Raw genomic sequence first — 26853 nt, 5'->3', positions numbered from 1 at the left:
AAAATTTCGCAAAATGTGACATGTTTCGTTGGAATACTAATCATCTTTGGCCGACTTGCAAGCTTTTCCTTAACATTGCCGTATTGGTGCTGTTTACTGCATGCACCTTATATGTGCCTTATCAGGAAATGCCAGATTTGACCGGAAAATTGACCGAACGTTATTTCATTGCCCCAGGCGGCGCCACCCTGCCCCTGCGCCGCTTCGAAGTTGCGCGGCCCAAAGCGATGGTGATCGCCGTGCATGGATTCAACGATTACGGCATGGCGTTCGCCAGTACCGCCAAGTTTTTGAATTCCAAACAAATCAGCGTTATCGCCTATGACCAACGCGGATTCGGCGAGGCGCCGAACCAAGGAAACTGGCCGGGTGCCGCTACGCTGGTTCAGGATTTGCGCGCCTTGACCAATGCGGTAAAAGAACAATATCCAAAAACGCCGCTATATATTTTGGGCGACAGTATGGGTGGCGGCGTCAGTTTGCTGGCATCCACGGAAGAAAATTCTTTGCCGGCCGATGGCGTTATTCTGGTCGCGCCCGCCGTGTGGGGCCGCACCGCGATGAATCCATTGCAAGTCATGGCGTTATGGTTTTCCGCGCACACGATGCCGTGGCTATCGCTTAGCGGAAAACATCTGGATTTAAAGCCATCCGACAATATGGAAATGCTGCGCGCGCTGGCGGCGGACCGGCTTGTACAAAAAGAAGCACGCACCGACAAGTTATTTGGCATGACCGATTTGATGGACGCGGCATTGGCGGCGGCGCCAAAAATTAAAATGCCGACATTGATTCTATATGGCGCCCATGACGACATTATTCCGAAATCGGCCTTGCGCGCGATGACACGGGCTTTGCCAGAAAATGATAAGTGGCAATTTATTTGGTATGATAACGGTTATCACATGTTGTTGCGCGATTTGCAGGCGGAGAACGTGCATCAGGATATTTGGGCGTTTATTGAAGGCAAGACCGCAATCAAAAATCCGCGTGGACGGGTCTATACAGAAAGCAATAGAAAAGAAATTCCGCTATGACCATGCCAGGCACGCTACGTTGGGATGAATTGGAATTTTTGGAATGTCTGGAAGCATCGCCGGTTATATCGGAATATGAAGTTTGTTACGCGTACAAAGTTCGGCGCGATGGATCTGAATTGGATGTTTCGGTTTGGCCATTGGAAAATGTTGTCGAATTTTCATTTTGCCAGGCGGGCAAAATGGTTTTTGAATTCGCGTTTTTTATGCGTGGGCCAATACAATTGGCCAAAGATGAAAATGGCGAATATTTGCATTTCCAGGACGGCGTTTTTGCCCCGTCCCGGTTTTGGTACCAGCAAGCAGGCGATCTGATGGATCAAACATTATTCCCAACCGGGATCGATCTTTATTTGCGCATCAAACCGCGAATCGGTTTTCAATTTGCCGCCATTCTAAGTCCGGCCCCGAACCCATCCCATCAACGCACTTAACGCCAAACTGAATCGGGATGGAGACCGTTCAGAATATTCCATGCGTACTGGAAAATCATCAATGCGACCAGGCAATACCCTCATTGCTCCCGCATGGTGCGGATGGGTAGCATGAATAACCAAACACCATGTAGCGACATGGACCAACGGGGCGCCAACCCCCATCCGGTCCGGGCAAGAACGCTTGGCTATTTTAATGCCGGTAATACCGGACAAAGGACTTACCGCGCGTGCGGCGCAACTCAGAGCGGTTTGTTTGCGCTCCTCAAATGCTTGGGCCGCCAGCGCCCGCATACGGTACCATCTTTTAATGCCAAACATAATTTAACTCCTTAAATTTCTTTAGAATCCTAGATTAATCGATCTTGTGGCACAATGCACAAGTTTGTGTTATAGAGATCTTATTGGACCCGTAGCTCAGCTGGATAGAGCGTTGCCCTCCGAAGGCAAAGGTCGGACGTTCGAATCGTCTCGGGTCCGCCATCCTCCTACGCTCCTTCGGAGCTACGAAGGACGAGCCATTATGAATCGGAGCCAAGGCGACCGCGCGTCGCGCGCAGAAGCCATAAGTATCGTCTCGGATCCACCATTCTATGTCCAACTATAATTCTTAACACTACAAAATACGTATTATCATTACATATCAATATGTTAAATATATATCCATCTTAATCCTTTAAGGATAATTTTCTTGCGGATTGGCGCAATATCCTGTATTCTGCCGGCGCATAAAAAATAATAATTTTGGGTGAGATGGGTGGGAACAACAATTCCAAAAACCATTCGGTTTACCGATTGGGCTGAACAGCAATTGACAACGCTGGCGGATAAATATCCGGCGGTCAAAACCCTTATTGGTAAGCCCAAAGATGATCGGAACTATGCGGATCTGCAACAAGCGGCGCAGGAATTTTCCGACCGAAATATAGAACAGAAAGAGCAAGCCATCCTTGGCAGCCTTATTGCCGTAATTGCCGCCGGGGAATTGGCGGAGCGCGGTGAATTGTCACGCGATGCATTATTGGAATATATCACTGGTATATTGCACAATTATTTTCCCGAACAACAAGCCAAAGCGCACATTGCAACCGCGGCATCAATTTTGCAGGGTTTAACCATACACGCCGAATTGGACCGGGCCGTACAAGCGATTCCGCGATCGACGGAAAACGATCTTGGCAATTGGTTGTTAGAATCTTGTTTCCGGGCCATCGCCAGCGCGGCGGCGGCGCAACCGAATAAACAACAACAAGTGGCTATGTTAAGGGCACAATACGAAGCTGGAATTGCGCGTTTGGCGGCGCATCAAGCGCGCGCGCATTTTCTAACAACGCAAATTGCAACCGCCGAGCAAGCTTTGGGCGGTTTTAAAAAACAAGCCGCCGCCGCCAAAGAAGCCAAAGCGCGCGCCCTGGCGGCGGCGGCGGCATCTGAACAACAACGCCAAATTCAAGCAGCAGCCGCAAAAGCGGCCGAGCAGAAAGCGGATCAAGAGGCGCAACAAAAAGCCGCACGCCACATGGCATTATGCGAGCCATTGTTAGAACAGATTTTAGCCGCGCGCGCTTCCGGCGAGATAGGCGCGATAGAAATTCCTGGCGCAAATTTACAAAAGAAAATGAATGAAATTGGCGTGCGATCACAATTTTCTGACGGTGAGTTGATCATCGTGCATTTAACCGGCAAGGAATTAAAACCGTTTCAGGCCAAATTCGCGGCAATGATGATAGAAAAATTATCCGGCTATACGGATGATGAAAGGTCTGCCATTGTGCGGGCTCTGGGACACAGGGAAGAAATATTTTCCAAGGCTGAAAAAGCGGCGTTAGTTTTTGCCGGAAATTTTCTGGCCACCAGCGTGTATTTTCCCGGCATGCCAAGCGATGTTTTGCAAGACCAAACCGGATTGCGTGGACAGCTCAACGATGTGGCCACCTATGCCATTAGACACTTTAAAATTGACGAGAAAACAATTACTACAAAATTCGATCAGGAAAAAGGTCTGGTCACTAGCAACAAGGATGGCAGCCATCCAAGTCCGGAATTAAGCGTCCTTGCCGAAGCGGCAAATATTTACTTTCATTTATTTTGCAGCGCGCGAGTCGATGTGGCAACCGCGCCTTTTGACAAGGCATGGACCGAAAAAACCGCAAAATTGACCGCGCGTCAAATATTCTTTCTAGAAAGCAGATATGAATCCATGAACCGCCGGACCTCCGTAAACGAGGCATTATGCATTGCCGGCGCATTTGGCCTGATTCCTAAAATACCGCCTGGTAAGAATTTTTATAAAACAATATCTTTGCATGGTTTCCCCTGCCCGGTAACTTGGACAACCAGGGACGAAAAACCGCCCACACCCGGCCAACAATGTTTTATTGCGGCATTCCAAGCCGAATCTGACAAACTGCGCGGCGAGCAGGCAAAAGAAATAGGATTGGCGCATGCTTTAAAATCCCATTTCCATGAATTAATGCCATTGGTTTCCGGCCAACCGGAAAAAGATGCAATAATGGAGCTTGCGGCACAGCGTTATGAATTGGCTGCATTGCGCGAAATAGTATTTAAAGCCAATCAATGCGACAGACTTGGATTGGCTTATACCAGCAATGACGGCAGTTTGGCCGGCGATTTAAAATTTTCCGTAAGCGGATTCCACTTAAAAAACTGGAAACCTTTTCTGCAAGCATTCGATGCATTGTTTCAACTTAATCCCAATGTGGCTTTGGTTTGGTTGTCCGATCTTTGCGGCTATCGTTATCAGTGGATGGTAAAAACGGAAATCCCGCAGCTTGTAAAACCTGCCGCTGCGCCATTTGCTATGGATATGGATTTTGCCATGGCCGAATTGCCGGCTATTCTAGCCCGGGACTCTGAAGCAGATCTGATAGCGCACACGGCGCAATATTATACCGCATTTTTACATCAAGGCAGCCTTGTATGCAGATATGTTAACGCCATCCGTTCATTACAGCGATGCGGAGGCGATATCGAACTTTTGCCGGACTTGATGAGACAATGCGGTATCGCGAGCGCCCACGATGGGGGGGAACTAGAACACAGGATTGCCGCTTTAAAAACAAGGAATCCGGCCACGTTGGCGGAATGTTATAGGCAAATAATACAAGGCGTATGCGCATCTATTTGCCACGATATGGCGCACGATCCGTTCAGTATGCAAACAATGGTGGCGGACATATTCGGCAATGAAACGAAAATCATTCCGCTTTTACCGCATCAATTATTGCCGCAAATAACCGGCGGCATTGGCAGAATATCTAAAGATCCTCCGGCGGGAACTTCTTTAATATTAACGCTTGGCAAAATCATCGTGGCTATGTGTCAGAACACGCCATTTGGTTTTGCCGCTTCCGCGGCAACAGAATTAATAGGCATGATCGAGCAAAGGGTGCCAAACCCGTCACACCCCCTTGGGCCGGGCTTGCGCCTGTTGGATATAGCCGACAGATTGTGCGGCCAGATGCTAGGATCTGCTTTTGACTATATTGATCATCCCCAAAACGCCGCAATACGCGCGCGAATCGAAGAAGCGCAAAAAGCAGCCCAGGAAATAGCGCGATTGGGGACAGAAAGCCCAGAGGCAGCGTCGATTATGCAACAATTTGGATTAAAAATTGTTCGCTTAAACACGGAAAAAGTAAGTTTTACAAATCTTAAAACCGGAACAAATGAAATAAACCCAATCCAACAAATATTAATAGATTCATTGGATTACTATCTGCGGCAGAAACGGACGTTTGAGGCAAGAGAATTGGGGCCGGTATCCCATGCTAAATTGCCGGAAAGATTAAGCCTGGTTGGAACCGCTGGCACCTTAACAAAAGGAGCAAGGTCATGACCGAATCGCCAGCTCTGATTGATGACGCACAAATTGCTGCCGCAGAAACCGGATTGGAACAAGCGAGGAGCGCTTTGGCCGGCTTACTCAAAACCATAGGATTGGAAGAAACTCGCTTAGGTTTATTGGCATTGGATCTAGCGGAAGTAGAGGCAAAAGTTGAAACAACAACCCTGCAATCTGGCGTGAAGCAAGGCCCGAAGCCACAGGATGCTAACACGGGGCAGCACAGTCCGCGTCCAACGTTTACACAGTCCGCACCATTTTCTGGTGGCACTGAACCACCATCGCCCGTTCGCATTGAAGATATTTTAAATACTATCGCATCCATTGCCGAAAATATTGGGCATGAACAAGCCAGCATGAATGTTGCGGGGCAAGATCACGCCACCATTGAAGAAACGGTTACTAAAATTAAGAAACAGCCCGTATCCACCAGCCCAACACTTTGCCCCGCCACAACCAAGAGACTGCGCGCGCCCAAAGCCACCGATTTGGCCATGCAGATTGAAATAACACCTGTAACATTAGAATCGTTACTTGGATGGGCGGAAACGGTCAGAAATATTTTTCGTATATCCCAAACCGGCAGTTTGACTTATGCCACCCAAAGAAAAGACATCGTCGAAGCAAAAAGGGAGCTGGATCGCGTATTATATCCTTTTATTTTTTCGGTTGGGAAACCCGGTGCGCAACGCCGCGAAGAATTGAAAATGCTGCATGGCTGCGATGACCCAAATAATTTCCCACCCGCTAATTTAACCGCCAGCGAACGAAGCGCGCTGGAATTAATAGACCGCGTTTTCAAAAACAACAACAAAGCTGCGCGGGACGAGGCATTGATCGGATTGCTGAACAGAGTGTACCAAAAAGCCGCTGAAACCAGCGATGAACTGGCGCAATATTGCCGCACACATTCCCAAGCCCACGATATAGCAAGATTATCCGGCATCCAAACTCGGTTGGACGCTTATTACCGCATCACAAGCAAATTATTGAACGACCTGGCGGGATATTCTCCGGGTGGATTAATTGCGCCGCCAACAATTACTAGCGATAGGCAATTTAATCCGGATGCGCCGCTGCCAAACGATTATCGTGTCGACGGCCTGCCTAATTACCCAATATCGCCAGCAGACCGTATAGCAACGGTAATGCAACGCTTAACAAGCATTCGTCAGATTTTACAAGCCGACCAGGAAGGAATCGGCCAGAGACCGGCTCCGGCGGATGAGGCGCAAATTATGGTTATATTTGCCGAAAAATTGGGGGCGGCAATTCATGAATTCCATAAATCCTGTGTATTGCTGGCGAATGGCAATGGCGCCAGCCTCGCCATGAAAATTAATAATCTGCGGCGCTGTTCATTTGCAGAAGCTTATGAGAAAAACTTCGGCACTAAAGCTGGTGGTTATGTTTTAGAAACAGAAAAAGAACTGGCGGATCATCGCAAGATATCCGAAGGCGCGTCGCGCGGTTATACAGATTATGTGGCAACACTTGTCAAAGATCAAATTACGCCAGCAATTGAATTATTAGATCAAATTGTACACAATCCGGACCCCGCCAAAGCGCTGGCGGAACATCCTGGATCGATTTTACGCCGCTTAACCGAAATTGGCAAAAAATTGCGTGTTTTGTCGGTAATTCATAAAAAATGGCCTGGCGAGCGCCAAGGTTATGTTTATGAATTCCGCGCCATCCCGGCCGCCGAGCAAGATATCGTTTTTGCCGAAATACCCGCCAGTGACCGCAGACCATTGCATAATGGATGGGATGAATCTTATCGGGATTTGACTGGCAAAATCGATGCTTTCCGTCAAGCATTGCGAAGCGCCAATCAAACTATGTTGCTGGATTTGGTAACGGAAAAATCTACTTTGAATTATGATCAACTGGCCGCAGATATTTTAAGGCATCGCCAGGCCTTAGCCCCGGCTATCTCTGGTTTCGAAGGACATTTCCCTATAATCAAGGCGGAATTCAAGGTTGCGGCGCAAGTTGCCAATTGCGGCAAGACCGCGTCACAACGGGTTAATGTCGGCGCGGTAACGGTAGATGGAGTCACCCTAGACAAAAATGAAGGATTTGGAAGATCATATCGTGCGGAATTCCTGGCCGCGGATGACCGTACCCGAATGGTTATTATCTTCGATACGTTAATGCGTATCGACAATGACCTTGCGATCATTCGCAAAAAAGCCGCCATTATGAATGGAATTGTTTATCAAACCGAAAATACAGGCAACCTGGCGTCGATCATGAGTATTTTTCCAACATGGCCTGCTTTGTTGGTAAATCATGCCGCAATTGCGGAACTGTTTTTACGCCAACGCACCGCTACCAGAACCCCACCTGCGGCGGCAATGGCGGCTAGAGACGCGAAACAGCCCAAGAAATAATTATACCGCGGCGATTTTTTTGACGGTGCTGGTGGTGCTGTGGCCTTCTTCTAATTTGGCCAGGACGATTTTTCCGCCATAAGATTGCACCAGATCCGCGCCGACAACCTTATCAATTGTATAATCCGCGCCTTTAACCAGCACGTCCGGCTTGATCGCTTGCAATAAATTCATTGGCGTGTCTTCGTCGAACAATATCACCGCATCGACATTATCCATCGACGACATAACGGTGGAACGCGAATCTTGATTTTGCACCGGGCGCGATGGGCCCTTTAATCGCTTCACCGAATTATCGGTATTCATCGCGACGATCAAACGATCACAAGAATTACGTGCCTGACGCAGCAATGATACGTGACCAGGGTGAATCAAATCGAAACATCCATTGGTAAAGCCGATTTTATATCCCTGATGCCGCCAGATTTTCACCCGGTCCAACAAGGATGGCAGATCGAATAATTTGCTGCGCACGCGGCCTTGGTGCGCCATCAACGCTTCGTCGATTTCGGACGGCATAACAACCGCAGTGCCTAATTTCCCAACCACAATTCCGGCCGCGGTGTTGGCCAAATGCGCCGCGTCTGGCAATGAAGCGCCCGTGGCAATGGCCGCCGCCAAGGTTGCAATGGACGTATCGCCTGCGCCCGAAACATCGAACACTTCGCGCGCCTGCGCCGGTAGATGCAATACCGATCCATCGCGTGCAATCAAACTCATCCCGTCTTTGCTGCGCGTGACCAGTAAAGCCTGCAAATCGACTTGCTGGATCAACAATTTGGCGGCGGCGATAATATTTTCCTCAGTATCGACGGGATGATTGCTGCCTTGCGCCAGTTCTTTTAAATTCGGGCATAAAATGGTCGCACCGCGATAACGCGAATAATCCACGCCCTTGGGATCGACCAACACCGGTACATGGGTTTGTTTAGCGGCGGCAATAATTTCGGAAATCAACTTTGAATGCAAAGTGCCTTTGCCATAATCGGATAAAATTACCGCCTGAGATTTAGCAACCAGGTTTTTCGCGCGCTGGCACAATTGTTCGACCATAATATCGTTCAATACCGACTTTGATTCGTCATCCACGCGCAACATTTGCTGATTGCCCGAAATATACCGGGTTTTTAACGTGGTTGGACGGGCGGCATCGGCAACCAAATCCAAATGCGCTGATTTTAATTCACTTCCCAATTCCTTGATCCGCGCGGCCGATTCATCTTGGCCGACCACGGACAGCAAAGTACCTTGCGCGCGCAAGGCGGTTAAATTGCGCAGAACATTCCCCGCGCCACCCAGCATTTGCGATTCGCGTTCGAATTGCAGGACGGGGATTGGCGCCTCTGGCGAGATGCGGTCAATTTTACCGTAGACAAATTTATCCAGCATTACATCGCCGACGCACAATACGCGCGTTTGCACCATGGATTCCAGAATTTGAACAAGATCGAAAACGCTGCTTAGATTTTCCATGGCGAATCCCCGTACGAAACCAAGCCCAAGCCATCTTCGATCGCGGCACAAAATGCATGACCCAGAATATTATGCATTTCTTGCACATGCGGCGTTAAGTCCGATGGTGCAACCAGGCAAACATCGCAATGGTTCTTCATGTCCACGCCACGCGTTCCGGTTAATCCCACCGCGATCATTTTTTGCGCCTTTGCCTGTTCCAGCGCCATTACGATATTGGGGCTTTTACCGGATGTCGAATAACCGATGGCCATATCGCCCGGCTGACCCAGCGCCATGATTTGCCGGACAAAAACTTGATCATACCCATAATCGTTGCCAGCCGCCGTCATGGCGGATGGATCGACATTCAATGCAAGCGCCGCCAATGCCTTGCGTTCTTTCATATATTTGATCGATAATTCCGCGGCGATATGCTGCGCTTCGGCCGCGCTGCCGCCATTGCCGAAAAATAAAATCTTTTTTCCGGATTTTAAAACATTCACCCCATGATCGACCCAGCGCGCAAAATCATTGGCGGTTTTGGTGTGCAATTCATCAAGGGCGTTTTGATGCAAGGATATATACCGCGCCAGAAAAGCTGGGGTTTTATTATCCATGCGCCACCTTGCGTTGCGGCGAATTTTTATTCGCGCCTAAATGTTGTGCGAAATAATCGATGGTTTTTTGCAAACCATCTTCCAGCGCAACTTTCGGCTGCCAGCCGAGCAGCGACTTAGCCCTGGAAATATCCGGGCGGCGGCGCACCGGATCATCTTGCGGTTTGGCATGATGCACTATTTCGGTGGTCGCGCCTGTGGCTGCGCGCACCAAACCGGCCAATTCCAGCACGGTAAATTCATCTGGATTGCCAAGGTTAATTGGACCCAATATATCGGCTGGGGATTGCATCATGCGGTTAATCCCGTCGATCAAATCATCGACATAGCAAAACGAGCGGCTTTGTTTGCCATCGCCGTAAATGGTCAGCGGTTTATTTTGCAAGGCCTGCACAATGAAATTTGAAACCACCCGGCCATCATCGGGGTGCATAAATGGGCCATAAGTGTTGAAAATACGAATCACTTTTATTGGCAAACCATATTGGCGATGATAGTCAAAAAACAAACTTTCTGCGGCGCGTTTGCCTTCGTCATAACAGGCGCGCGGACCGATTGGGTTCACATGGCCCAAATAATCTTCTTTTTGCGGATGTTGCTGCGGATCGCCATAAACTTCGGATGTTGATGCCTGCATCACCACGCAATTATTTTTGCGCGCCAATTCCAGAATATTCAGACAACCCAGAACCGATGTTTTCCAAGTTTGCACCGGATCTTTCTGGTAATGCGGCGGCGATGCTGGACACGCAAAATTGTAAATCCGATCCAATTTCGGCAATTCTGGCAGAGGCGCGGTAATGTCCGCTTCGACAAATTTGAATTTAGGATTTTTGGCCAGCAATTCTACATTGGACTGGCTGCCGGTGGCTAAATTATCCAACCCAATAACATTCATCCCCTGCGCCAACAGAGACAGGCTAAGGTGGTATCCGATAAATCCGGCAGCGCCGGTGACTAAAACTTGCATTATTTTGATCCTAAAACGCTTAAAGGCGATATTTTCAAAGCCGCCTATACCATATAAATCCCTGTAAAGCAATATTTCCGCACCCAAAACATATCCTAAAAGATAACAAATTATCGGTTTCTTATTTATTTTGGCAATAATTTTGCAATCAGCGGTTATTTCTCCTTATAGTTTATGCAACCCCGTATTGACGGAAACAGACTCTTTCTTATAGGCTAACTAAAGCTAAAGAAATCCCAAGGGAATCTATGTCAAATTATCAGCCACGCAGAGGATCAAAAACCGATCTACGCCTTCCAGGTCAGAAAGTGGTTATGGACGGGCAATTGTCGCGATTTCGCAATTTGTTCGGTTGGGAAGAATCTCAAGGCGATTCCTTGTCCAACGATAACGGCAAAAAAAGATTGCGCAAAATCGCGCCAAGCGATTCCGATGAAGGCAACATCGGCAGCCCCCGCTATGTGCCGCCTGCCCTGCAAGCGAAAATCAGCGAACAGGGCCCAGGCGTTTTCCGCAAAGCGCGCGAATTGATTTTGCGCATTGGCCGTCCACGCCAGCCATAAAATAGCGGCTTAGCTCTTAATATCTTTAACTGTCTGCAAGAACTCCCGTTTGTCGTCATGCAGAACCAATGCGGTTAGAACGCCGCTCCAAAAAGCGCCGGTATCGATCGCAATACGGTTCGATTTCACATCGGGGCGCGCCACAATTGTGTGCCCGTGAACGATTATTTTCCCATAATCATTGTGCGAGGATAAAAACGGCTCTCTGATCCACAGCATGTCTTCGTTCAATTGACTTTGCAACGGCCGCCCGGGATGAACGCCGGCATGCACAAAATAATAATCGCCGATCACATAATTCATTTTCAAACCTTGGAAAAAACGCAAATGATCGCCTGGAAAAGCTGCGATAAATTGTTTCTGAGTCTTATCAAGATCGGTAAAAAATTTTGGCTCGGCTACACCATAAGAATGGATCGTATCGCGGCCGCCATTCGTATAATCGAACCATACCTGACCCAACCCAGCGGTTTCCATAAAATCCAGCAGCATCTGCTCGTGATTGCCCTTAAGAAAAAAAGTATCGAATCCCGGCAAGGAGCCGCCAAGTAAATTATCTATAACGCCTTTTGGGCTGGGTCCGCGATCAATGTAATCGCCCAAATACACCGCGATTTTTTTATGTGAAGGATAATTGGCCGCATAGGCCAATATTTTTTGTTGCAAGTCCTCCAAATGCGATAGACATCCATGGATGTCGCCGATGGCAAAAACCAGATGGTCTGGCGGTACGCGGGGACGATGTAGCAAAAAACTCATGTGATGGCATATTTGTTGAAATTACGGACAGCAGGCATTGCTTTTATTGTCCCTGATTTTATATCTGTGCTATAAATCATACCTTATAGACACAAGAATTAAAACCACATCATGTCCGTCGCCGCCAATTCCATCGTCCAAGTCGAAAATCTGGTCAAATCTTACGCCGAATCCACCGCCGTTGGCGGCATTTCTTTTGACCTAAAAGCGGGTCAAACGGTGGCTTTGCTGGGCGGCAATGGCGCTGGCAAAACCACCACTATTGCGATGTTATTGGGCGTAGTTAGCCCCACATCCGGTAAAATCCGCATTTTCGATCACGATATTCTGCATAATCGTTTTCCTGCCCTGCAACGGATGAGTTTTTCATCGCCCTATGTCGATCTTCCGGCGCGCTTGACCGTGTACGAGAATCTGGTGATTTACGGCAAATTGTACGATGTGCCGAATTTACGCGACCGGATCGACGAACTGTGCCGCGATCTGCAGTTGACGAATATGATGAAGCGCCGTTATGGCAAATTATCGTCCGGGCAAAAAACTCGTGTCGCCATTGCCAAAGCCCTCTTGAACCACCCCGACTTAATTTTACTGGATGAACCGACCGCATCGCTGGATCCCGATACCGCCGATTGGGTGCGCGCCTATTTAAAATCCTATCAGCAAAAAACCGGATGCACGATTTTGCTGGCCTCGCACAATATGAGCGAGGTGGAACGGTTATGCGATCATGTTTTAATGCTGAAAACCGGACGGATTGTCGACCAAGGATCCCCCACCGAATTAATTCAAAAACATGGCCGCGATAATTTGGAAGAAGTATTTTTGGCCATCGCCCGCAACCAACACAAAGATCAATAATGGCCACCGCGCATCATCAATTTTCCTTAAACCGCATCAGCTCGATCACGCTGCGGCACTTTTACCTGTTGCGCAATTCTTTTGCGCGGCTGTTTGAAATTATTTACTGGCCATTTTTGAATGTGGTCATTTGGGGATTCATCACCCAGTTTCTGATGACCAATAGTTCTATAATCGCCAAGGCCACCGGATTGCTGCTTGGCGCGGTATTGTTATGGGACGTATTTTTCCGCAGCCAATTGGGTGTCGCGGTTTCCTTGTTAGAAGAAATGTGGTCGCGCAACTTGGTCAATTTATTTATTACGCCTTTGCGGCCTTATGAATATTTATTGGGTCTTTTCAGCATCGGATTGTTGCGCGTATTGGTCGGCGTGGTGCCGGCGATGGGTCTTGCGATTTTGTTTTACCATTATTCAATTTTCGATCTGGGCTGGCCGATGTGGTTGTTTTTCGTCAATTTGATGGTTATGGGCTGGTGGTTCGGACTTGTAATCTGCGGCATGTTGATGCGATTCGGCCTTGGCGCCGAAAATTTGGCCTGGACTTGCATTTTTCTGTTATCTCCCGTAGCGGGGATTTATTACCCCATCGCCACACTGCCGGAATGGATGCAAGCCATTGCCTGGTGTTTGCCAACCGCCTATGTGTTCGAAGGCATGCGCGGATTGATGTTAAATCATGAATTATCCTGGCCTCTGCTGAAAGGCGCGATATGGTTGAACATCGTATACATGGCCGCCGGAATCGGATTTTTCCTGCTGGCCTTTGAAAATGCCCGCCGGGACGGCCAGTTGTTGCAAAGCGGTGAGTAAATACCAAGCTTTATAATGGCAATAAGGCTTTATTGGTGCTATATCCTCTGTATCCATTTTTACATGAGGTTTCCCATGCGTATCATCCGTTTTTTAGCTTTAATTTTGGTTCTTGGTATTATTACCGGCTGCGTCACCGATTCCACCGCAACAGACACACAGGCACAAACTGAAGAGCAAAAAGATCAATTGCTGGCGCAACAAATTGTAGACCGCGCCCGTACCACGGTTGAAACCCTGACGCACCGCGAGGACATTAAAGGCGCGCGCGAATCTTTGGCCCAGGCCAAAGGCGTGATGATTTTCCCACAACTGGTGAAAGGCGCGTTTCTGCTCGGCGGTGAAGGCGGAACCGGTATCGTATTGGTGCGTCAGGCCGATGGATCCTGGGGTTATCCCGCATTTTACAATATGATTGGCGGCAGTTTCGGCTTGCAATTGGGTATCGAATCCACCGAAGCGATGTTTTTAATCATGACCCAAAAAGGCTTGGATTCGATTTTAAAAAATCAGATGAAATTGGGCGCGGACGCCAGCGTGGCGCTTGGTCCGCTGGGTATTGGATTGGGCGCTGGAAAAACCGCGCCGGATTTGGCGGCCGATATTTATGTATATTCCAAAACATCGGGATTATTTGGCGGCGGCGCGTTAAAGGGCGCGGCCATCGACCAACGCAAGGACTTAAATCAAGCCTATTACATGTCCGATGCGACCGCGCAGCAAATCTTGTTAAACGGCCAATATAGCAATTCTTACGCCGACGATTTGCGTGCTTCTTTATCTTTGGTGCCTGTTTTAAACAACAAAGCGGTGCCGATTACTCCCGTACACCAATATTAGCGAGCAATATTAGGCACTTAACAATCATTTACACCACCCTAAAAATAGGGTAGCAAAGACGCTGATCACAGGAGATTTTTGGTGAAAGCATTAAACCCACTGATTATTGGTGGAAAAGAATTTTTGCCGCTGATTGAAGGCGGTAAGGGCATTTCGGTATCGAATGGCGAAAGTTCCGGCGCATGGTCTGCCGCCGGCGGCATTGGCACATTTTCCGGCGTCAACGCCGACACGCGCGATGCCAGTGGCAATATCGTTCCGCAGTTATACCATGGTAAAACCCGCCGGGAACGTCATGAAGAATTATTGAAACACTCCATCTCCGGCGCGGTTTATCAAGCCAAAGTTGCGCGGGATATTGCCGGCGCCAAAGCCCGCATTCACATGAATATTTTGTGGGAGATGGGCGGCGCGGAACGAATTTTGCACGGCGTACTGGAAGGCGCCAAGGGCGCGATTGACGGCGTTACTTGCGGGGCCGGAATGCCATATCGCATTGCTGAAATTTGCGCGCAGTATAAAGTTCATTATTTCCCTATCGTTTCATCGGCACGCGCTTTTCGCGCTTTATGGAAGCGCGCTTATCATAAGTTCCAGGATTGGTTGGGCGGCGTTGTATACGAAGATCCATGGTTGGCGGGCGGCCATAACGGCTTGTCCAACAGCGAAGATCCAAAACGTCCCGAAGATCCATATCCGCGCGTCAAGGAATTGCGCGCGCAAATGAACGAATTTGCCCTGCATCAAACGCCGGTAATTATGGCCGGTGGCGTATGGTTTTTGCGCGAATGGGAACATTGGCTGGACAATCCGGAAATTGGACCGGTTGGATTTCAATTCGGCACACGGCCATTATTGACCAAGGAAAGCCCGATTTCCGATGCGTGGAAAAAACGTTTGCTGGAATTGAAAGAAGGCGATATTTATTTAAATCGTTTCAGCCCGACCGGTTTTTATTCCTCTGCCGTCAGCAACCCGTTTTTAGAAGAATTAAAGGGCCGCAGTGAACGCCAGGTTCCATACAGCACCGCGCCGGTTGGAGATCACACCGCAGAATTGGCTATCGGTGCCCGCGGTCGTAAAGTTTATGTGACCCCACACGACAAGGACAATGCCGAGAAATATATAAAAGCTGGTTTTAACGAAGCCATGCGCACCCCGGATTCAACCTTGATTTTCGTGACCAAAGCCCAGGAAAATCAAATCGTTGCCGACCAAATTGCCTGTATGGGATGCTTGTCTGCTTGCGGATTCAGCAATTGGGCGCAAAATGAAGAAGGCACTACCGGCAAAAAGGCCGATCCACGCAGTTTTTGCATTCAGAAAACCTTGCAAGAAATCTCGCATAGCGATAAGGTAGACGACCAATTGATGTTTGCCGGGCATAACGCCTATCGTTTCGCGAAAGACCCGTTTTATGCCAATGGATTTGTCCCTACGGTTAAACAATTGGTCGAAAGAATTCAGACTGGAGATTAGAAATTGTCCCAAACTGACGGTTTAATGTGCGCCCACCCATTCGCTTACTCGAAATTAGTCGAGGACTTAAAGCGTGCTGGTTTGCGCCCTACCCGTCAACGGGTCATTTTGGCTAAAATCCTGTTCGAACAAGGCGCGCGTCATATCACCGCGGAACAATTGCACCGTGAAGTACGCGATTCGTCTTTGCGAATTTCCCTGGCCACGGTTTACAACAGCTTGAATCAATTTGTCGAAGCTGGCCTGTTGCGCGAAATTCCAGGCCACGGATCGCAAACTTTCTTCGATACCCGCGTCGAAGACCATTATCATTTTATTCTGCCGGACGGAAAAGGATTGCAGGATTTTTCGGCCGACGCGGTTGGATTTGAAAAACTGCCTGGCATTCCGGAAGGCGCCGAGATCGATAAGATCGAAGTTACTATCCATCTAAAGAAAAAACGCGCCTAAGCGCTTTATCATATTAATCTTCGATTTTTTGTTCGGATGGGTACAGGCCCCAAAGACCGGCGCGCTGTAAGTATCCGCGGAAACCGGAAACTTCGACTTTACACCAAGCGGCATCGCATTCCAGAATCCGGGCGACAACCCCCTGCTCTACCTCGGCCATCACTGGCGCCTTGCTGTCCTCTGCCCGGCGCAATGATTGTTTATCCGCCGTGGTAATCGCCATGCGGCGGCCAGACAGACGCTGTTGATGCACCCAGCCCTCCGTCCCCTGATGGTCGCGGATTTTGCGCCAGACATCGTATTCGGCGATAATTTCCACCGGCAGACCGCGTTTGGTGTAAATCCATTCAATCGGATAATCCTTGCCTGGTCCAACGCGCAAATGAACCTTGTCGGATTTCAGCGACACAAAACGCGGAATCGGCAAACCCGAAACAGATGGTTTGGCGGCATAGGCGGTTCCGATGGTTAGAAAGCAAACGATAAATAGCAAAATATAGACCGTAGGCCGTAGGCCGTAGACGATAAAATATTTTGCGAGAGATCTGTTCATAACCATGTAATTCTTTTCGGTCTACGGACTACCGTCTACAGTCTACTAGGCTGCTACGCCGGTTGATCCAAAACCGCCTGCGCCGCGCGCAGTATCATCGAGGCTGTCTTGCTGTTTCCATTCGGCGCGGGTATATGGCGCAATAATCATTTGCGCAATGCGCATGCCGCGGGTGATGGTGAATGGTTCATTCGATAAATTGACCAAAATCACGCCGACTTCGCCGCGATAATCCGCATCAATCGTGCCAGGCGCGTTTAAAACCGTAACGCCATTTTTTGCCGCCAAGCCGGAACGCGGACGCACTTGCGCCTCGAATCCTTTTGGCAATGCAATCGCAATGCCTGTGGGTACGATCGCGCGCTGCAATGGCGCCAGAATTACCGGCGTTGTGACGGCGGCAAGCAAATCCATGCCGGCACTGTCGGTTGTCGCATATTTCGGCAGATCCAGATCCGCGCCATTTTGCAATTTTTGAATGGCGATGGTGGTCGTGTTGGTCATTTAGGAAGCCTTTCTGGTTAGTTGTTTCTTGTTTTTCATGAAATTAGCGATGCGGTCAACCAATAATTGGCCCACCTGGCGTTTATCCAATAATGGCCATTCTTCGGACCCATCGCGTGTCAGTAAAGTAATTTGATTTTGCTCGCCGCCCAAAATGCCGGGATTGGCACCGATATCATTGGCCAGAATCCAATCACAATTTTTGGACAGTAATTTCTCGCGCGCGTGTTTCACCATATCGTTGGTTTCCGCCGCAAAGCCGATTACCAATTGCGGACGCTTCGTATGCGCGGCAATCGATTGCAAAATATCCGGGGTTTGTTTTAATTCCAAAGTCATTTCCTTCTGACCGGATTGTTTTTTCATTTTCTTGGTCTGGCGTGCCTTGGCCGTCCAATCGCTGACCCCAGCCGTGCAAATCGCGATATCGGCCGGCAAGCTATCCTGACTTGCTTTCAACATGTCGTCCGCGGTTTGTACATCAATCCGTGTGCAATTCACCGGCACACGCAGCGCGGTTGGGCCGGAAATCAATATCACTTCCGCGCCTGCCATGGCGCAAGCATCGGCGATAGCGTATCCTTGTTTGCCGGAAGAACGATTGGAAATAAACCGCACCGGATCGATTGGTTCCACCGTTGGCCCGGCGGTAATTAAAATTTTAAGGCCCTTTAAACGGGTGCGGTCGAATAAAAAGTTTTTAACCCAGGATACGATTTCGGCAACTTCCGCCATACGGCCATCGCCAATTTCGCCGCAAGCCAAATCGCCTTCTTCGGGTCCCAGCACATGAATGCCGCGTTCGCGCAATTGATTCAAATTGGCTTGCGTCGCTTCGTTCCACCACATTTTGCTGTTCATCGCGGGGGCAATCACAACCGGTTTGTCGGACGCGAGTAATGTGGCGGCCGCCAAATCATCGGCGCGGCCCTGTATCATGCGCGACATAAAATCCGCCGTTGCCGGCGCAACCAAAATCATGTCCGATTCGCGCGACAGGCGGATATGGCCCATATCGACTTCGTCTTTTAATGAAAATAAATCGCTGTAAGTTTGCGTGCCGGTCAACGCCGATACTGCAAGCGGCGTAATAAATTCAGCGCCGCTGCGCGTTAAAACACCAGTCACACTGGCCCCAGCCTCGCGCAAGCGGCGAATCAGATCCAGCGATTTATACGCCGCAATCCCGCCAGTAATAATCAGCAATATTTTTTTGTTTTTTAGCATAATCTTATTTTAGCGAGTCGTTAGTCGTTAGTCGATAGGCGTTAGAGCCTATTTCATTGCCAACGACGATGCCTTAACCCTTTGACGAATCGTGCAAATCCAGTCAAATAATTACTATATTATATCTATAAACCCGTCCAGAGATTATCGGCAGGTACGAAGTAGGTATCGAATACCCACAGCGGCAGCCAGTGCCGGCACAACAGCAACGAGCAAAGGTGAATGATCAGCAAGTAATTGATTGCCAGGATCCGGTTTCAGAACAAAATTTACGAACAAATCAGCGAACACAACACTAACGGTTGTCACGCCACCACTTAAAGCGGCTAATTCTGATAATTCTTGCTTGGCTTGCATAGACAAAAACATACTTCACCAATTTATTTGGAATTTCTTTATAGCATATAAATATACTTGGTCAAGACAAGGGGTTTAAACTTTAAACCCTTGATGAATCGCGCAAATTCCACCCGATAAATTAACATGCCGCACGCATTCAAACCCAACATGGCGCATTTTATGCTCTAATTCCATTTGGGACGGGAAACGGCGGATCGATTCGACCAGATATTGATAAGCGGGACGATCCTTGGCCACGATTTCGCCCATCAATGGCAAAATCCGATCGCCATAAATTTCATAGGCTTTATCCAGTAACGGCCATTGCGTTCTTGAAAATTCCAAACATAAAAACTGTCCGCCCGGACGCAACACCCGGTGCGCTTCGGCCAGCGCCGCATCAATATCGGTGACATTGCGCAAACCGAAAGAAATCGTATAGCATCCGTGCGTGCTATCATCGAACGGCAACGATTCCGCTGGCGCACAGATCCATTCGATACTTTTACCTTTATGTTTTTTCTGACCTTGATCCATCATTCCTTGAGTTGGATCGACCAGGGTTACTTTCTTCCCGCCTTTTTCTAAAAACCGCGCGGCGATATCGCCAGTGCCGCCAGCGACATCCAGCAAATGCGGATATTCATTAACATCGATCATATCGACAAAATAACTTTTCCAAAGCCGATGCACGCCCAAACTCATAACATCGTTCATTAGATCGTATTTGCTTGCAACACCGGAAAACAGCCCGGTGACGCGGCCCGGTTTTTCAGCGGCGGGTATTTTCTGATAGCCGAAATCGGCCATGATGCCGAAGGGTTTCGGGTTTTGGGTTTTGGGTTTTAGCATAACACGGTTATACTACCCTAAGCCCCAAACCCCAACCCCTAAACCCTGCCTTATGCCAGAATTACCCGAAGTCGAAACCACCATGCGCGGCCTGGATAAAATCATGCGCGGCACCAAAATCGCCGGTGCCAAAGTGCGCCGTTCCGACCTACGCTGGCCATTGCCGAAAAACCTGGCCGGGCAATTGACCAAGCGTAAAATTGCCGGATTTTCGCGGCGCGCCAAATATATGGTGATTCATTTGGATAATGCGCAAGATTGGATTGTGCATTTGGGCATGTCGGGCCGAATGTGCGTGGTCGATGCGCGGCAATATAAAAATCCTGAAAAACACGATCACGTGTTATTGGCCCTATCGAATAAAAAGCACATTGCGTTTAACGATCCGCGCCGGTTCGGGATGATGGATTTGATTCCATCGCATCAAACCGCGACTTATAAATTATTCAAGCATTTGGGATTTGAACCATTATCACGCGAATTCACCGGTAAGGCCTTGTTTCAGAAATTAATGCATAAGAAGATTGCCATTAAACTTGCGATCATGGATCAGAAATTGGTGGTCGGCGTTGGCAATATATATGCCAGCGAATCATTATATTACGCCAATATCGATCCACGCCGCAAAGCCAGCAACCTGACATTGGCCGAATGCGCCGCATTGGTTAAATCGATTAAAAAGGTTTTACAAAAGGCGATCAAGGCCGGGGGGAGCTCATTGCGAGATTATGTGCAATCGGATGGCACTTTGGGCAATTTTCAAAGCCATTTCGCGGTTTATGACCGAAAAGGCGAAAAATGCCCGAAATGCAAGACCGGTGCATGTATCCAAAAGATTACGCAAGGCGGCCGCGCGACCTATTATTGCCCTATTAATCAGATTTAAACTATTTCCGGGTTAATCTATCCTGTCTTTATATATGTCCTCTTCTATCCTGCCTTTCTTTCGCAAACTCAAACATTTGGTTATTCCCATGTCTCCATCCGCCGCATTGAAAATCGATACGTCCACCACCAATGGCCATAAATACGAAAACATTATTTTAGAAAAATTGGATCGCGTCGCCATTATTACGCTGAACCGTCCAACCGCATTGAACGCGTTGAATGCCGCATTGGTTACTGAAATGGGCTGGGCGCTCGAAGATTGCGATACCGATAACCATATTGGATGCATCATCTTAACTGGGAGTGACAAAGCCTTTGCCGCCGGTGCCGATATTAAAGAAATGCAAGCCAAGGATTTTTCGACCGTTTATTTGGAAGATTATATTACCAAGGACTGGGAACGCGTGACCCAATGCCGTAAACCGGTTATTGCCGCCGTATCGGGATTCGCTCTGGGTGGCGGATGTGAGATGGCAATGATGTGCGATTTCATCATCGCCGCCGATAACGCAAAATTCGGCCAGCCGGAAGTCAATCTGGGCATTATCCCTGGTTCCGGCGGCACCCAGCGTTTATGCAAGGCATTGGGCAAATCCAAAGCCATGGAAATGTGCCTGACCGGCCGGATGATGGATGCGAATGAGGCTGAAAAGGCCGGTTTGGTTGCCCGCGTGGTGCCATTGGCCGAATTGCGCAAGGAAGCAATCAAAACAGCGCAGATTATCGCCAGCAAATCCCGCCCCAGCGTTTATATGATCAAAGAAGCGATTAATAAGTCGTTTGAAACTTTCTTATCCGAAGGAGTGCATTTGGAACGCCGTTTGTTCCATGCTTGCTTTGCAACGGGTGACCAAAAAGAAGGCATGCAGGCCTTTATCGATAAACGCAAGCCAGAGTTCAAAAACCAGTAAAATGATGGTTTTATAGGGTTTTATTGGCTCTAAGCCTATTGACAAAAGGGCCATTTACCCCTAAAAAACCCCCTGATTTAAACAACTAAGGTTAGGGTTTAAGAACATATGGCTAATACCAAATCAGCGAAAAAAGCCGTCCGCGTAGCAGTCCGCCGCACAGCGATCAACAATGCACGCCGGTCGCAAATCCGCTCGGCAATTAAAAAAGTCGAAACGGCCGTGAAAAAAGGCGATGCGAAAGCGGCAAACGAAGCATTGAAATCCGCGAAACCGCAAATTCAACGCGGCGTTACCAAAGGCGTTTTGAAACAGAACGCTGCTTCCCGTAAAATCTCGCGCTTAAATGCTGCCGTTAAAAAAATCGCAGCAAAAAAATAAAATTGGAAATTTTACCAATTAAAAACCGCCCAATTTTCGGGCGGTTTTTTTATGAATGCCAACATCCGTTCCTTTAAATTGAATTTGCAAAATATTTTTTTCGCGGCGCAAGAAAAAAGATTTTTTTCTAAAAAAAATCGCTTGCAATTTGTAGTGATGCGGCGGGTCAATTAGATAAGCCGTTCAAGTTGCAGCAATTTTTTTTGTCAAACTATTTTTTTGCCTTTTTTCAAAAAAAACCGATTGCATTTGTATGGCCCGGGTGTAGATTTCGGATCGCTTTAACAAGCAATCGCAATAGGAGTTTAGCCCCGTAAATACTGCATTAAACGCCATCAGAAAATTTAAAAATAAATTAAGGTAAAAAACGTTTAATTCATAGAACAGTGTGACAGGGAAAAACGAACATCGAAAGTGGTTAAGGTAATTTTGAAATCACGATTTAAATTTTGGTTTCAAGATATGTGGTAAATTAAATCGCGTTGCGTTCAACCATTCAGGGAGGTTAGCGTGAGTGTAATTAAAATAAAAAACTTTGGTCGCCCGACCAATAATTATCAAAAAACAAATTTTGATTTTACGCTTCGCGGCTATATGCGCAACTTTACTGCTATCCTGACTAATTTCGTCAATCACTAATCATTTTATAAACCGGAGGCCAGTTCATGGCTCGTTCTGCTGAAAATATTTGGAACATGGAACAAAATTACGCATTCAATCCAACCTTAGAAATAGATCTACAAAAATTATCGCAAATGTGGAGCAAAGTCCGCACCGGCATGCGCAGTGAAATTGGCGAAGTCGCCTATAAAAACTGGGTTCAACCGTTAAACCTGGTGCAATTGAACAATACTTCTATCCAAATGGCCGCACCTAACCGCGCGGTGCGGGATTGGGTTTTATCGCGTTACGGCGACCGGTTGCGCAAATTATGGGTTGAACAATGCCCGATGATTAAAGCGATTGAAATCGTGATTACCAATGCCGAACCCGCTGACAAGAAAAGAAGCTTTTCGGTTGTTGGTGGCAAAGACATGGGCGAAATCAAAACCGAAATCGAAAATATTAACGACTTAATGTCGATCAGCGCCCCTCTGGATCCACGTTATACGTTTGAAAATTTCATTATTGGCAAACCAAACGAATTGGCCTTTGCCGCTGCCCGCCGCGTGGCAGAATCGGAAAAAGTACCATTCAACCCATTATTCCTATATGGCGGCGTCGGTTTGGGCAAAACCCATCTAATGCATGCGATTGCTTGGCATATCACCAAAAAGAATCCTGGCAAAAAAGTCTTGTACTTATCCGCTGAGAAATTTATGTATCAATTCATCCGCGCTTTGCGTCACAAAGATACGGTTGCATTCAAAGATCTGTTCCGCTCGGTTGATGTATTAATGATCGATGATGTGCAGTTCATCGGCGGCAAAGAATCAACCCAGGAAGAATTTTTCCATACTTTCAATGCGTTGGTGGATCAAAACCGCCAAGTCATTATTTCGGCCGATAAATCGCCATCCGATTTGGAAGGTCTGGAAGAACGCATGCGTTCCCGCCTGGGTTGGGGTTTGGTGGTTGATATTCACCCAACCGACAATGAATTGCGCCTAAATATCTTGCGCGCCAAGGCCCAAAATTTGAAAGTTGATGTCCCGCAAGATGTGCTGGAATTTTTATCACAAAAAATCACCAGCAACGTCCGCGAACTGGAAGGGGCTTTAAACCGCTTGGTAGCGCATTCGACCCTGGTTGGACGCGATATTAACCTGCCCAATACTCAGGAATTGCTGCGCGATCTATTGCGTTCCGCCGACCGGAAAATCACGATCGATGAGATTCAGCGCCGGGTAGCCGATCATTTCAATATCCGCCTGACCGATATGCATTCGCCACGCCGCGCCCGGGTTGTCGCCCGGCCCCGCCAAGTGGCCATGTATCTGGCCAAACAACTGACCCAGCGTTCCTTGCCGGAAATCGGCCGGAAATTCGGCGGCCGCGACCATACCACCGTGATGCATGCGGTCCGCAAGATCGAAGATTTGTGCCTGGGCGACGCCGCCTTTGCCCAAGAAGTCGATTTATTGCGCAAAATGCTGGAACAGTAAAAATCGTCCTTCCAGAAAGACTAGGAAAACCGGGCTAAAGCCCGGTTTTTTGTTACTTTTTCGATTGATTTTAGCCGCTTGAACGCCCTAAATACCGGTTGCAGACCTATCGGAAACGATTAGGCGCGATTCCTTAGAAAGCGGAGAATATTCCATGAAATTATCGATTGAACGCAGCGCATTATTAAAAGCCTTGGCGCATGTGCAAACCGTCGTCGAAAAACGCAACACCATTCCAATTTTATCGAACGTTCTTTTGAAAGCGGAACAAGATAAATTATTTCTAACCGCAACCGATATGGACTTGACCATTATCGAAGGCGCGCCAGCATCGATTTCGCAAAATGGCTCCATCACCGCACCGGCCCATACGCTGTATGAAATCGTGCGTAAATTGCCCGAAGGTGCGCAAATTGAATTATCTTTGAAAGATGCGCAATTGACCATTCGCTCCGGCCGTTCCCGTTTCACGCTGGGCACATTGCCGGTTGGCGACTTCCCGGCTTACGATAACAAACCATTGCTGCATAAATTTGCATTGCCGGCGTCGGAATTGCGCGGCCTGATCGATCGCACCCGTTTTGCGATTCTGCAGGACGAAACCCGTTATTACCTGAACGGCATTTATATCCATGCGACCAAATCGAACGATGTGCCGGTATTGCGCGCCGTTGCGACCGACGGCCACCGTTTGGCGCGTATCGAAATGCCATTGCCGGAAGGCGCCGCGAAAATTCCGGGTGTTATCATTCCGCGCAAAACCATTGGCGAGATTCGTAAACTAATCGAAGAAGTTTCCACGACTGTCGAGATTTCTTTGTCAGAAACCCAGATCCGTTTCGCCTTGGATGGCATCGTGCTGTCTTCGAAACTGATCGATGGCACATTCCCGGATTATGAACGCGTCATTCCGGCCGATAACGATAAAATTCTGATCGTTGATCGCAAATCGTTTGCCGAGGCAGTTGACCGCGTGGCCACCATTTCTTCGGAAAAATCCCGCGCGATCAAACTCAGTCTGAATGCCGGCGCCTTAACATTATCGGCACAATCGGCCGAATCCGGCCAAGCGACCGAGGAAATCGAAGTGAAATACGATTCGGATGCGATCGAAATCGGTTTCAATTCCCGGTATCTACTGGATATAGCACAGCAAATCGATTCCGAAGGCGCGCAATTCAAATTATCGGATGGCGCCAGCCCAACGATCATTCAAGATCCGGCCGATACGACCAGCTTATACGTGCTGATGCCGATGCGGGTCTAGTAGACGGTAGACTGTAAGCAGTAGACCGAAAACAAACCGATTGATTATATGGTTCATACAAAACCGCAACAAAATCCGTCTATGGTCCACGGCCTACGGTCTACGATAAGCGCTTTGCGATTATCCAACTTCCGCAATTATGCCGATCTTAATCTACACCTAGATGGTCGTTCGGTAATTTTAACTGGTGCGAATGGCGCCGGGAAAACCAATATTCTGGAAGCGATTTCTTTGTTATCGCCGGGGCGTGGTTTGCGCAATGCCAAAATGGGCGAGTTGGCATTGGCGTCATCTATTAAATCTGGCTGGTCCGTGGTGGCGGATTTAACGACGCCGCACACCACCCACCGTATTGGCACCGGCACCGACAGCGCCGCCCCGCGCAGCAAACGGTTAATTCAAATCGACGAAAAAAAATCCGCGCAAACCGATTTGGCGGAATATTGCACCATCGCCTGGCTGACCCCGGCGATGGACCGGTTATTTGTTGAATCCAGGTCGGAACGCAGACGATTTTTGGACCGGTTGGTTTATGCGTTTTACCCGGTGCATTTGCAGCATATCCAAGCCCTGGAAAAAGCGCAGAGGGAACGGTTGAGGCTGCTTAGTTTTGGCCGCATCGACCAAGAATGGATCGGTACACTGGAACGGCAAATCGCCGAAAACAGCATTTCCATATCCCGCGCCCGGGCGGAATATATCGAAAGACTTAACGATCATATCGGCCAATTCGGCCCGGATTTCCCCAAACTGCGCCTCGATTTACAAAGCAAGATTTGGGCGGATATTGCGGCTGAGGGCGATAATAATGCCGTATCTTTGTTACAAGACCGGCTGAAGGATTCGCGCGAACGTGACCGGCTGGTTAGATCTACCCGCGAAGGCGCGGGACGCGATGATTTCACCGCCTTTCATATCGGCAAAAACCGTTTGGCGGGGGATTGTTCGACCGGCGAGCAGAAAATTGCCCTAATCGCCATCATTCTGGGCCATAGCCGTTTGCTGATAACCGAAAAACGCAAGACGCCGATTTTATTGCTGGATGAATTGGCGGCGCATTTGGACGACCGGCACCGCGCCGCCCTGGCGAATGTGATCGAGAATCTAGGTATTCAGGCCTTTGTTTCAGGAGCGGATGCGGCGCTGTTTGGCGATTGGAAATCGGCGCAAATTTTAGCCGTCCAAAACGCTCAAATTACCCCCATAACCCATTCATAAAACGTTGGAATTTTAGGGCGTTTTCTTTGGTAAAAAACGCCATTTTTTGCTATATTTTGACCTATAAAAG

The 26853-nt window shown here is 48.4% G+C and carries 26 protein-coding genes and 1 tRNA gene; 17 read left to right on the top strand and 10 right to left on the bottom strand.

Translation table 11 applies throughout. The features are described from left to right. The first annotated feature begins 20 nt into the window (after nucleotides 1-20). Complete coding sequence (locus tag EYC62_04855; protein ID TAH35351.1) at nucleotides 21-1037, top strand: alpha/beta hydrolase; 1017 nt, start codon at nucleotides 21-23, stop codon at nucleotides 1035-1037. Next, the gene (locus tag EYC62_04850) at nucleotides 1034-1471 is read left to right on the top strand and encodes a hypothetical protein (GenBank protein ID TAH35350.1); all 438 of its coding nucleotides are present in this window, start codon (nucleotides 1034-1036) and stop codon (nucleotides 1469-1471) included. Before EYC62_04855 ends, EYC62_04850 begins: the two co-directional genes overlap by 4 nt. On the opposite strand, the gene EYC62_04845 is transcribed toward EYC62_04850, so the two are convergent. Next, nucleotides 1433-1792, bottom strand: a complete 360-nt coding sequence (locus EYC62_04845) for a hypothetical protein (protein TAH35349.1) — start codon at nucleotides 1790-1792, stop codon at nucleotides 1433-1435. The two genes, EYC62_04850 and EYC62_04845, sit on opposite strands and share 39 nt — an antisense overlap. A gap of 85 nt (nucleotides 1793-1877) precedes the next feature. Here EYC62_04845 and EYC62_04840 point away from each other — a divergent pair. The 3 genes from EYC62_04840 (at nucleotide 1878) to EYC62_04830 (ending at nucleotide 7732) form a co-directional block, all read left to right on the top strand. After that, nucleotides 1878-1954, top strand: a tRNA-Arg gene (locus tag EYC62_04840). 274 nt (nucleotides 1955-2228) lie between these two features. Beyond that, nucleotides 2229-5330, top strand: a complete 3102-nt coding sequence (locus EYC62_04835; GenBank protein TAH35348.1) for a hypothetical protein — start codon at nucleotides 2229-2231, stop codon at nucleotides 5328-5330. Beyond that, nucleotides 5327-7732, top strand: a complete 2406-nt coding sequence (locus EYC62_04830) for a hypothetical protein (GenBank protein ID TAH35347.1) — start codon at nucleotides 5327-5329, stop codon at nucleotides 7730-7732. Before EYC62_04835 ends, EYC62_04830 begins: the two co-directional genes overlap by 4 nt. On the opposite strand, the gene hldE is transcribed toward EYC62_04830, so the two are convergent. Genes hldE through EYC62_04815 form a run of 3 tightly spaced genes read right to left on the bottom strand, consistent with a single transcriptional unit; the run spans nucleotide 7733 to nucleotide 10774 of the window. Next, entirely contained in the window at nucleotides 7733-9205 is a 1473-nt protein-coding gene (gene hldE / locus EYC62_04825; GenBank protein ID TAH35346.1) for a bifunctional D-glycero-beta-D-manno-heptose-7-phosphate kinase/D-glycero-beta-D-manno-heptose 1-phosphate adenylyltransferase HldE, read from the bottom strand. Next, complete coding sequence (locus EYC62_04820) at nucleotides 9193-9804, bottom strand: SIS domain-containing protein (protein TAH35345.1); 612 nt, start codon at nucleotides 9802-9804, stop codon at nucleotides 9193-9195. The genes hldE and EYC62_04820 overlap by 13 nt, the downstream gene beginning before the upstream one ends. After that, on the bottom strand, nucleotides 9797-10774 hold the full coding sequence (locus EYC62_04815; GenBank protein ID TAH35344.1) for an SDR family oxidoreductase: 978 nt from the start codon (nucleotides 10772-10774) through the stop codon (nucleotides 9797-9799). Before EYC62_04815 ends, EYC62_04820 begins: the two co-directional genes overlap by 8 nt. Nucleotides 10775-11022: 248 nt before the next feature. Between EYC62_04815 and EYC62_04810 the strand changes: the two genes are divergently transcribed. Beyond that, nucleotides 11023-11337, top strand: a complete 315-nt coding sequence (locus EYC62_04810; protein TAH35343.1) for a hypothetical protein — start codon at nucleotides 11023-11025, stop codon at nucleotides 11335-11337. Nucleotides 11338-11346: 9 nt separating this feature from the next. Here EYC62_04810 and EYC62_04805 read toward each other — a convergent pair whose 3' ends face one another. Next, on the bottom strand, nucleotides 11347-12096 hold the full coding sequence (locus tag EYC62_04805) for a serine/threonine protein phosphatase (protein TAH35342.1): 750 nt from the start codon (nucleotides 12094-12096) through the stop codon (nucleotides 11347-11349). 111 nt (nucleotides 12097-12207) lie between these two features. On the opposite strand from EYC62_04805, the gene EYC62_04800 reads away from it, so the two are divergent. The 5 genes from EYC62_04800 (at nucleotide 12208) to EYC62_04780 (ending at nucleotide 16538) form a co-directional block, all read left to right on the top strand. Next, nucleotides 12208-12957, top strand: a complete 750-nt coding sequence (locus EYC62_04800; protein ID TAH35341.1) for an ABC transporter ATP-binding protein — start codon at nucleotides 12208-12210, stop codon at nucleotides 12955-12957. Beyond that, the gene (locus tag EYC62_04795; GenBank protein ID TAH35340.1) at nucleotides 12957-13769 is read left to right on the top strand and encodes an ABC transporter permease; all 813 of its coding nucleotides are present in this window, start codon (nucleotides 12957-12959) and stop codon (nucleotides 13767-13769) included. The genes EYC62_04800 and EYC62_04795 overlap by 1 nt, the downstream gene beginning before the upstream one ends. 15 nt (nucleotides 13770-13784) lie before the next feature. Next, nucleotides 13785-14609 carry a hypothetical protein gene (locus EYC62_04790; GenBank protein ID TAH35339.1) on the top strand — a complete coding sequence of 275 codons (825 nt, stop codon included), beginning with the start codon at nucleotides 13785-13787 and terminating at the stop codon, nucleotides 14607-14609. Between the two features lie 81 nt (nucleotides 14610-14690). Continuing rightward, nucleotides 14691-16088 (top strand): nitronate monooxygenase, encoded by a 1398-nt coding sequence (locus EYC62_04785; protein TAH35338.1) that lies wholly within the window; start codon nucleotides 14691-14693, stop codon nucleotides 16086-16088. A 24-nt stretch (nucleotides 16089-16112) separates the two neighbouring features. After that, nucleotides 16113-16538 carry a transcriptional repressor gene (locus tag EYC62_04780; GenBank protein ID TAH35384.1) on the top strand — a complete coding sequence of 142 codons (426 nt, stop codon included), beginning with the start codon at nucleotides 16113-16115 and terminating at the stop codon, nucleotides 16536-16538. A gap of 13 nt (nucleotides 16539-16551) precedes the next feature. Here the strand turns inward: EYC62_04780 and EYC62_04775 are convergent, their stop codons facing one another. From EYC62_04775 to ubiE, 5 genes are all read right to left on the bottom strand, one after another. Then, nucleotides 16552-17091, bottom strand: coding sequence for a hypothetical protein (locus tag EYC62_04775; protein ID TAH35337.1), 540 nt, complete (start codon nucleotides 17089-17091; stop codon nucleotides 16552-16554). 45 nt (nucleotides 17092-17136) lie between these two features. Next, nucleotides 17137-17595, bottom strand: coding sequence for a dUTP diphosphatase (locus EYC62_04770; protein TAH35336.1), 459 nt, complete (start codon nucleotides 17593-17595; stop codon nucleotides 17137-17139). Further along, nucleotides 17596-18822, bottom strand: coding sequence for a bifunctional phosphopantothenoylcysteine decarboxylase/phosphopantothenate--cysteine ligase CoaBC (gene coaBC / locus EYC62_04765; protein TAH35335.1), 1227 nt, complete (start codon nucleotides 18820-18822; stop codon nucleotides 17596-17598). 144 nt (nucleotides 18823-18966) lie between these two features. Next, on the bottom strand, nucleotides 18967-19191 hold the full coding sequence (locus tag EYC62_04760; protein ID TAH35334.1) for a hypothetical protein: 225 nt from the start codon (nucleotides 19189-19191) through the stop codon (nucleotides 18967-18969). Nucleotides 19192-19254: 63 nt separating this feature from the next. Then, nucleotides 19255-19971: a bifunctional demethylmenaquinone methyltransferase/2-methoxy-6-polyprenyl-1,4-benzoquinol methylase UbiE gene (gene ubiE / locus EYC62_04755; GenBank protein TAH35383.1), complete on the bottom strand. Its 717-nt coding sequence runs from the start codon at nucleotides 19969-19971 to the stop codon at nucleotides 19255-19257. Between the two features lie 94 nt (nucleotides 19972-20065). Between ubiE and mutM the strand changes: the two genes are divergently transcribed. The 6 genes from mutM (at nucleotide 20066) to recF (ending at nucleotide 26783) form a co-directional block, all read left to right on the top strand. Then, on the top strand, nucleotides 20066-20899 hold the full coding sequence (gene mutM, locus EYC62_04750; GenBank protein TAH35333.1) for a bifunctional DNA-formamidopyrimidine glycosylase/DNA-(apurinic or apyrimidinic site) lyase: 834 nt from the start codon (nucleotides 20066-20068) through the stop codon (nucleotides 20897-20899). 88 nt (nucleotides 20900-20987) lie between these two features. Continuing rightward, nucleotides 20988-21812, top strand: a complete 825-nt coding sequence (locus tag EYC62_04745; protein ID TAH35332.1) for an enoyl-CoA hydratase — start codon at nucleotides 20988-20990, stop codon at nucleotides 21810-21812. Between the two features lie 108 nt (nucleotides 21813-21920). Continuing rightward, the gene (locus tag EYC62_04740; GenBank protein ID TAH35331.1) at nucleotides 21921-22193 is read left to right on the top strand and encodes a 30S ribosomal protein S20; all 273 of its coding nucleotides are present in this window, start codon (nucleotides 21921-21923) and stop codon (nucleotides 22191-22193) included. Between the two features lie 695 nt (nucleotides 22194-22888). Continuing rightward, complete coding sequence (dnaA, locus tag EYC62_04735) at nucleotides 22889-24298, top strand: chromosomal replication initiator protein DnaA (GenBank protein TAH35382.1); 1410 nt, start codon at nucleotides 22889-22891, stop codon at nucleotides 24296-24298. 154 nt (nucleotides 24299-24452) lie between these two features. Continuing rightward, a complete protein-coding gene (locus EYC62_04730) occupies nucleotides 24453-25565 on the top strand; it encodes a DNA polymerase III subunit beta (protein TAH35330.1) in 1113 nt (370 codons plus the stop codon). Between the two features lie 48 nt (nucleotides 25566-25613). Then, nucleotides 25614-26783, top strand: coding sequence for a DNA replication/repair protein RecF (recF, locus tag EYC62_04725; protein ID TAH35329.1), 1170 nt, complete (start codon nucleotides 25614-25616; stop codon nucleotides 26781-26783). Nucleotides 26784-26853 lie beyond the last annotated feature (70 nt).

It is taken from the genome of Alphaproteobacteria bacterium, from assembly GCA_004295055.1.
Lineage (GTDB): Bacteria > Pseudomonadota > Alphaproteobacteria > SHNJ01 > SHNJ01 > SHNJ01.
The sequence above is the reverse complement of the archived record's forward strand: the minus strand, read 5'-3'. Positions and strand labels throughout refer to the sequence as shown.